Raw genomic sequence first — 7,714 nt, forward strand, 5'->3', positions numbered from 1 at the left:
CGGGCCGCGTACCGCGTCGTCCAGGAGGCGCTGACGAACGCGGCCAAGCACGCGCCGGGGGCGGAGGTCTCGGTGACCGTGGAGAGCGGGGCGAGCGGGGCGAGCGGTGAGAGCGGGGCGAGCGGGGCGGGGGAGACCTCGGTGACGGTCGCGACCGGCCCGGGCCCGGCCCCCGCGTCTGCGTCCCCGGCACCCGGAGGCGGTACGGGCCTGCTGGGCCTGCGGGAGCGGGTGGCACTCGCGGGAGGCGCGTTCACGGCGGGGCCCTCCGGGGACGACGGCGGGTTCGAGGTGAGCGCACGGCTGCCGCACGAGCCCGGGCCCCGCCCCGCACCCCGGCCCTCGCCCGCCGGAGGGGCCGGACAGCCGGCGGGCCTCGCCCAGGCCCACCGCACCGCCCGGCGCCGGTTCGCCGTCCCCTTCGCCGTCGCGGCCGCCGCCGGAACCGTCTTCGTCGCCGCGGCCTTCGGCTGGTACGCGTACGTCAAGGGCCACTCGGTCCTGAAGCCCGCCGATTACGCCGCCTTGGACGTCGGTGCGCCCTACGGCGAGGTCGCTCCGTTCCTGCCGGACCGGCAGGTCGCCGACCCGCCGGCCGACCGGGCCCCGGGCGCCCCGCCCGCCGGCGCGGAGTGCCGCTACTACCGGGCAAGCGGCGAACTCTTCGTCAGCGTCGACCATTTCCGGCTCTGCTTCCGCGACGGGCACCTCGTCGCCAAGAGCCGCATCCCGCGCGCCGGCGCCTCCGGCGCCGCGGAACAGGAAGAGCGGGACGAGAAGGAAGAGCGGGACGAGAAGGAAGAGAAGGAAGAGAAGGAAGAGAAGGAAGAGAAGGAAGAGAAGGAGTGGCCGCGGTGAGCACCGTCAAAGTCCTCGTCGCCGACGACGAGGCGATGATCCGCGCCGGAGTCTGCGCGATCCTGTCCGCCGACCCCGGCATCGAGGTGGTCGCGGAGGCGGCGGACGGCCACGAAGCCGTCGAAGCCGCCCGCGCCCACCGGCCGGACGTGGCCCTCCTCGACATCCGCATGCCGCGCCTGGACGGCCTCGCCGCCTGCGAGGAGATCCGCCGGAGCGTGCCCGGCACGGCCGTCGCGATCCTCACCACCTTCTCCGAGGACGCCTACGTCTCCCGCGCCCTGGGCGGCGGGGCCACCGGCTTCCTGCTCAAGTCCGGCGACCCCTACGAGCTGATGGCCGGTGTCCGCGCCGTCGCGGACGGCGGAGCCTACCTCTCCCCGAAGGTCGCCCTGCACGTCATCGCCGAGCTCGGCGGCGAGCGCCTGACGCGCGCTGCCGCCGCCCGCGCCCGGATCGCCGGGCTGACGGCCCGCGAGCGCGAGGTCCTCGCCCTGCTGGGCGAAGGGCTTTCGAACGCGGGCATCGGCCGGCGCCTCCACCTGGTGGAGGGCACCGTCAAGGGCTACGTCAGCGCGGTCCTCGACCGGCTGGGGGCCGGCAACCGGGTGCAGGCCGCGATCGTCGCCCACGAGGCGGGGCTGGTCACCGGTCCGGTCGTGGGCTGACCGGCCCCCCGATTGGTCGGCTCCGGCCGGACGCGGTGGAATGGGGCCATGAGCGATACGGAGCAGCGGCCGCCGCGCGAGATCCGGGCGGCTCTCGACGCGCACTCGACCCTCACCCTGGCCTACGCGGACGAGGACGGCCCGCAGGCCTGCGCGGTGCTCTACGCCCTCGCCGGGCCCGCCGAACCGGCCGGACCGCCCGGCGACGACACCACCGCGCTGCTCTTCGTCACCTCGGCCACCACCCGGCACGGGCGCGCCCTCGTCGCCGCGAGCACGGGCGACCCGGGCACGGGCGACCCGGGTGGTGGCCGGGTCGCGTTCACCGCCCAGCGCGACGGACAGGTGTGGACGGCCCTGACGGGCATTCAAGGCCGCGGCACCTGCCGCCGCCTGGAGGGCGCGGAGCGCGAGGCCGGGTGGCGCGCGTACACCGAGCGCTTCCCGTACGTCGACCACAACGACCGGCTCCGGCAGGCGATGGAACGCACCGACCTGTGGGAGCTGCGCCCCGACTGGCTGCGGCTGATCGACAACGGCCAAGGCTTCGGCCACAAGACGGAGTGGACGCGCCCGGCGGCGTGAGGCCCCCGTGAGGCCCGCGTGAGCCCTGCGGGACCCGCCCCTGCGGGACCCGCCCCTGCGGGACCCGCCCCTGCGGGACCCGCCCCTCGGGCACGGCCGCGGACCCGCGTCCGGCTTACGCCCGCACCAGCACCCGCAGCCGCCCCCGCCCCGCCCGGTCCACGAGCGAGGTGGCCCACCGCGCGAGCAGCAGCCCGCCCAGGAGCGCCACGGCGGCGCCGAGCAGGAGACCCGCGGCCACGTCGTGCGGGTAGTGCACACCGAGGAAGACCCGCGAGAAGGCGACGAGCAGCGCCATGGGCAGCACGGCCCACGCCAGGATCCGCCGCGCGAGGACGATTCCCGTGGCCAGCGCGGCCGCGAGCGTCGCGTGGTTGCTGGGGAACGACCAGTCGCCGTGCGGCGGGCAGGGCGCGAGCGAGGCGACCGCGCCCCGGACCGCCCGGCACGGCCGCTCCTCGTCCACCAGGCTCTTGACGATCTCGCTGATCCCGTAGGCGACCGCGGTCGTGACCGGTACGAGCAGCGCGAGCGCGACGCCGCGCGCCCCCGTCCTCCTGTTGCGCCACCAGACGGCGACGGCGACGGCCATCAGCAGCAACAGCCCGGCCTCCGTGCCGATTTCCGCAAGGCTGTGCACCCACTCCGGTGTGGAGCGGGCGAATTCGGTGACGTCGCGATAGAGGTCGTTGTCCACGGTGTCCATGGTTCCGGGAGCCTACGGTCCGTCACTTCGGCGCCACACCGGGCTATCGGCAGGCAGTCCATCCGACTTTCGTCAGACGGCGGACCGCGAAAACCGCCTGACGGCGGGCCGATGATGAGAAAATCGGGCACCCACCCGGCGGGTATGGGCCGGTGCCCCCGCCGATGTCTCGTAGAGTCTTCGCGTGGGATCTCTGCGCAATCCGATCGGGCCGCTTCCCTCCTCCATCTATTGGCGGCGGAGGGCAGTTGCGCTTGGCCTGCTCGGCCTTCTCGTTCTCGTCGGGCTCTGGTTCGTCACCCTCGGGGGTGACGGCGGCTCAGGTGATGACCAGGGCAAGGGCTCGGACGGGAAGAACCCGGCCGACAACACCACCATCACCCCCGGACCGGTGCCATCCGGCCCGCACTTCAGCCAACGCCCGGGCGGGCGCGGCGAGTCGGGCAGCGGTGGCACGGGCGGTGGCACGGGCGGTGGTGCCGGTGACGGCCGCTCCGGCGGTGGCACCTCGGGGGCCGGTGGCTCCGGCACGGGCGGTGGCGGGACGACGGGCACGGGCGGCGGCGGCGCCCTCGGCACCGGCGACGGCAAGGCCGTTCCGGCCGGCTCGTCCCTGCCCGACTGCGGGCCCGGCTCGGTGCGGCTCGCGATCCGCAGTGTGAAGGACTCCTACGGGCCCGACGAGAAGCCGAAGTTCGAGATCGTCGTGAAGAACTCCGGCGGAAGTGCCTGCAAGGTGAACTTCGGTTCCGCCGCCGCCATTCTGAAGATTGCGCATATCGACGGCGACGACCACGTGTGGGCCTCGGACGACTGCCCCCGGGCCACGGGCGCGGTGCTGGTCGAGCTCCCCGGTTCGGGCGAGACGAAGCGCACGGTGGAATGGGACCGCAAGCGCAGCGCCCCGCGCTGTGCGACGCCTTCCGGCGAGGGGGCCGCGGGCGCCGGTAAGTACCGGGCCGAGGTCAGGATCGCGGGTGTCACCGAAAAGGTGGAATTCACCCTGGAGAAGGCCTGACGAAAAGCGTTGACGACCGGGCGTGCGGCCGCGCCGCCCGGCCGTTCGACCCGGGTGCGGCGGGAGCCGTACGGCCGATCCGTCCTGGACGGGGCGTTCGAGGCCGGCTGAACGGTCGCGGCGACCGCCCGGCCCCCGGATGCGGGGACCTCCGAGGCAGGGGCCTCCGACGTGGACGGTTCCGACGTGGATACCTCTGACGTGGACGGCTCTCCGACGCAGGTGCCTCAGGCGCAGGGGCTCAGACGTAGCGTTCGAGGATCGAGGACTCCGCCAGCCGCGACAGCCCCTCGCGGACCGAGCGGGCGCGGGCCTCGCCGACGCCGTCGACCGTCTGCAGGTCGTCCACGCTGGCGGCCAGCAGCTTCTGCAGCCCGCCGAAGTGGTCGACCAGCCGCTCTATGATCGCGCCGGGCAGGCGCGGCACCTTCGCCAGCAGGCGGTAGCCGCGCGGCGAGACCGCGGAGTCCAGCGTCTCCGGAGAGCCGCTGTAGCCCAGGGCGCGCGCCACGATGGGCAGCTCCAGCAGCTCGGGGTGGGTGAGGGCGTCCAGCTCGGACAGGGCCTCGGGGACCGTGCGGGTGCGCTTGGCTGTCGGCTCCGGGACATAGTCCCGCACGACCAGGTCGCGCTCGGGCTCGACGCCCGCGATCAGCTCGTCCAGCTGCAGGGAGAGCAGGCGGCCGTCGGTGCCCAGCTCCACCACGTACTCCGCGATCTCCGTGGCGATGCGGCGCACCAGCTCCAGGCGCTGGCAGACCGCGGTCACGTCGCGGACGGTGACCAGGTCCTCGATCTCCAGGGCGGAGAGGGTGCCCGCGACCTCGTCCAGCCGGAGCTTGTAGCGCTCCAGGGTGGCCAGGGCCTGGTTGGCCCGGGAGAGGATCGCCCCGGACTCCTCCAGCGTCCGCCGCTCGCCGTCCACGTACAGCGCGATCAGACGCATCGACTGGCTGACGGAGACCACGGGGAAGCCGCACTGGATGGACACGCGCTGCGCCGTGCGGTGCCGCGTGCCCGTCTCCTCGGTGGCGATCGACGCGTCCGGCAGGAGCTGCACGCCCGCCCGCACGATCTTGGTGATGTCCTTGTCGAGGATCAGGGCGCCGTCGAGCTTGCAGAGCTCGCGCAGGCGCGTGGCGCTGAACTCCACGTCCAGGACGAAACCGCCCGTGCACATGGACTCCACCGTCTTGTCCATGCCCAGGACGATGAGACCGCCCGTATTGCCGCGGAGGACGCGCTCCAGGCCGTCGCGCAAGGCCGTGCCGGGCGCGACGGCGCTCAGCGAGGCGCGCATCAGACCGTCGGCACCGGAGGAACCCCCGGCCTTGCCGGGGCCCGATGCCCGGTCGTTGGCTGCCACTGCACTCCTCCGGTCGCAAGGTCAACGGTGCCGCAGGCCGCCCTGCTATCCGTACGTACGGGCGAGACCAGGGCAAAGTCTACTGGCGTATGCGGGCGTCCAGCCTTCGTCCAGCCTATTAAAGAGGGCCCCCACCCGCTTGGACAGGGCTCTCCCCGGCTCGGTCGTCCGACCCGGCTCGGCGCCGGTTCTCCCGGGGTACCCGCTTGGGCAGCACTCGAAGCGCCTCGCCTATGTCCGCCACCTCCACCACGCGCATGCCCGCGGGCACCTTCCCGGGGTCGCCCGGGACCAGCGCGTGGGTGAAGCCCAGCCGGGCCGCCTCCGCCAGCCGGCGCTGCACTCCGGTGACCCGGCGGACCTCTCCGGCCAGGCCCACCTCGCCGATCGCCACCAGGTTCTTCGGCAGCGGGGTGTCGCTCGCGGCGCTCGCCAGGGCCAGCGCCACGGCCAGGTCCGCGGCCGGCTCGGACAGCTTCACGCCGCCCACCGTGGCGCTGTAGATGTCCCGCTTGCCCAGCGCGCTGATCCGGCCCCGCTGCTCCAGCACCGCCAGCATCATCGACACCCGCGAGGTCTCCAGGCCCGAGGTGGTGCGGCGGGGCGAGGGGATCTGCGAATCGACCGTCAGCGCCTGCACCTCGGCCACCAGCGGGCGGCGGCCCTCCAGCGTGACCGTCAGACACGTGCCCGGGACGGGCTCGTCACGGCGGGTGAGGAACAGGCCGCTCGGATCGGCCAGACCGGTGATGCCCTCGTCGTGCAGCTCGAAGCAGCCGACCTCGTCCGTCGCCCCGTAGCGGTTCTTCACGCCGCGCACCAGGCGCAGCCGCGCGTGCCGGTCGCCCTCGAAGCTCAGCACCACGTCGACCAGGTGCTCCAGCAGGCGCGGGCCCGCGATCGCGCCGTCCTTGGTGACGTGACCGACCAGGAGCGTGGCCATGCCCCGCTCCTTGGAGGCCCGGATCAGCGCACCCGCTACCTCGCGCACCTGCGCCATGCCGCCCGGAGCGCCGTCGATCTCCGGCGAGGCCACCGTCTGCACCGAGTCCAGGATCAGCAGGGACGGCTTGACGGAGTCGAGGTGGCCCAGCACGGCGGACAGATCCGTCTCGGCCGCCAGATAGAGGTGGTCGTCGATCGCGCCGATGCGGTCCGCGCGCATGCGCACCTGGCTCGCGGACTCCTCGCCCGTCACATAGAGCGTGCGGTGCTCCTCGGACGCGGCCTTCGCCGCCACGTCCAGCAGGAGCGTGGACTTGCCGACGCCCGGCTCGCCCGCGATCAGCACCACCGCACCGGGCACGAGCCCGCCGCCCAGGACGCGGTCCAGCTCGTCCACACCCGTGCTGCGCGCCGTGGCCTGCCGGCCGTCGACCTGGCCGATGGGCAGGGCGGCCGAGGAGACGCGGCCGGGCGCCGTCGTCCGCACGGCGGGCGCGCCGTACTCCTCGACCGTGCCCCACGCCTGGCACTCGGGGCAGCGGCCGAGCCACTTGACGGTGGTCCAGCCGCACTCGGTGCAGCGGTAGGAGGGCCGGTCCTTGGCGGACGAGCGAGAAGTGCGGGCAGCCATGCGAGCCACCGTAGCGGGGGCCACTGACATTCCGGGGCCCCCGCCCGGCGCGGGGCGCGCAGGGCTCCGTTCATTACCAGAACCGCGGAGCCGCCTGTTTCTGCGGTCCGGCGGGGCTTCCCCCGCAAACACAAGGGGGACAGCGCAGCCGTGTCCCTATTTTGCGGGAGAACGTCACCCGAATGGGTTAAACCTGCGTCGGCAGTGGCAGCAACGGCCCGTCACCGGCCTACCGTCGCCGGGATGATGACCAGGAGGCCAGAGCACCGACCGCATGCCACCGGCGCGCACCGCGCACACCGCGGTGCGCCGCGCGAGGCCCGCCCGCCTCGGGACAATCAGCACGCACAGCCGGCGTACGAGGAGCCGTACGAGGAGCAGCCGGCGTACGAGGAGCAGCCCGCCCACGGGACCGCGACGCCCGCCGCCGAGGCGGCCGGGACGGCCCGCATCCCCGCCGTGCCGTCCGGCCCGCACGACACCCTCGCCCAGCAGCCGCCCCACCGGTACGACGCCCACCTCGACGGGCTCTTCACCTACTGCCTGTCGGTGCTGTGCGAGCACGACGCCGCGACCGCCGCCCTCGGCGAAGCCCTCGCCCTCGCCGAGAAGCGGTCCGAGCGCGCCCCCGCCGACGAGGAACTGCGCCGCTCCTGGCTCTACGCGCTCGCCCGCTGGGCCTGCCTGCGCCGGCTCGTCGCCCCGGAGAACCCGGACGCCCCGGACACCCCCGGCTGCGAGTCACCCGCCCCGCCGGATTCCTACCGCCGGGCCGAGCTCGCGCTGCTCGCCTGGCCCGAGGCCGCCGGGACCACCGCCGAGCAGCGCGAAGCGCTCGAACTGGCCGTCCGGCACGGCCTGACCGCCCCCGAGGTTGCCGCCGTCCTCGGCCTGGAGACCGACGCCGCGCGCGCCCTGATGTCCTCCGCGGCCTGCG

At 74.2% G+C, this 7,714-nt stretch carries 8 protein-coding genes; 5 read left to right on the forward strand and 3 right to left on the reverse strand.

The features are described from left to right. The 3 genes from V7793_RS29280 to V7793_RS29290 all read left to right on the forward strand — a co-directional run. On the forward strand, positions 1 to 858 hold an 858-nt coding region (locus V7793_RS29280; protein ID WP_336012008.1), incomplete at its 5' end, for an ATP-binding protein. Positions 859 to 893: 35 nt separating this feature from the next. Continuing rightward, positions 894 to 1,526 carry a response regulator gene (locus V7793_RS29285; protein ID WP_443058016.1) on the forward strand — a complete coding sequence of 211 codons (633 nt, stop codon included), beginning with the start codon at positions 894 to 896 and terminating at the stop codon, positions 1,524 to 1,526. Between the two features lie 48 nt (positions 1,527 to 1,574). Next, the gene (locus V7793_RS29290) at positions 1,575 to 2,111 is read left to right on the forward strand and encodes a pyridoxamine 5'-phosphate oxidase (RefSeq protein WP_336012012.1); all 537 of its coding nucleotides are present in this window, start codon (positions 1,575 to 1,577) and stop codon (positions 2,109 to 2,111) included. Positions 2,112 to 2,226: 115 nt separating this feature from the next. Here the strand turns inward: V7793_RS29290 and V7793_RS29295 are convergent, their stop codons facing one another. Then, the gene (locus V7793_RS29295) at positions 2,227 to 2,817 is read right to left on the reverse strand and encodes a phosphatase PAP2 family protein (protein WP_336012014.1); all 591 of its coding nucleotides are present in this window, start codon (positions 2,815 to 2,817) and stop codon (positions 2,227 to 2,229) included. A 184-nt stretch (positions 2,818 to 3,001) separates the two neighbouring features. On the opposite strand from V7793_RS29295, the gene V7793_RS29300 reads away from it, so the two are divergent. Further along, complete coding sequence (locus V7793_RS29300; protein ID WP_336012016.1) at positions 3,002 to 3,835, forward strand: hypothetical protein; 834 nt, start codon at positions 3,002 to 3,004, stop codon at positions 3,833 to 3,835. A gap of 241 nt (positions 3,836 to 4,076) precedes the next feature. Here V7793_RS29300 and disA read toward each other — a convergent pair whose 3' ends face one another. Next, positions 4,077 to 5,201, reverse strand: a complete 1,125-nt coding sequence (gene disA, locus V7793_RS29305; RefSeq protein WP_190025532.1) for a DNA integrity scanning diadenylate cyclase DisA — start codon at positions 5,199 to 5,201, stop codon at positions 4,077 to 4,079. Between the two features lie 118 nt (positions 5,202 to 5,319). Next, entirely contained in the window at positions 5,320 to 6,777 is a 1,458-nt protein-coding gene (gene radA, locus V7793_RS29310) for a DNA repair protein RadA (RefSeq protein ID WP_336012020.1), read from the reverse strand. A 243-nt stretch (positions 6,778 to 7,020) separates the two neighbouring features. Between radA and V7793_RS29315 the strand changes: the two genes are divergently transcribed. Beyond that, on the forward strand, positions 7,021 to 7,714 hold a 694-nt coding region (locus V7793_RS29315; protein WP_443058015.1), incomplete at its 3' end, for an RNA polymerase sigma factor.

The organism is Streptomyces sp. KLMMK (assembly GCF_036961605.1).
Taxonomy (GTDB): Bacteria; Actinomycetota; Actinomycetes; order Streptomycetales; family Streptomycetaceae; genus Streptomyces; species Streptomyces telluris.

What these genes read in the sequence shown, in the direction of transcription:
- V7793_RS29285 (WP_443058016.1), top strand. Translation starts at nt 894, where the DNA reads ATGATCCGCGCCGGAGTCTGCGCGATCCTGTCCGCCGACCCCGGCATC.
- V7793_RS29290 (WP_336012012.1), top strand. Translation starts at nt 1,575, where the DNA reads ATGAGCGATACGGAGCAGCGGCCGCCGCGCGAGATCCGGGCGGCTCTC.
- V7793_RS29295 (WP_336012014.1), bottom strand. Translation starts at nt 2,817, where the DNA reads ATGGACACCGTGGACAACGACCTCTATCGCGACGTCACCGAATTCGCC.
- radA (WP_336012020.1), bottom strand. Translation starts at nt 6,777, where the DNA reads ATGGCTGCCCGCACTTCTCGCTCGTCCGCCAAGGACCGGCCCTCCTAC.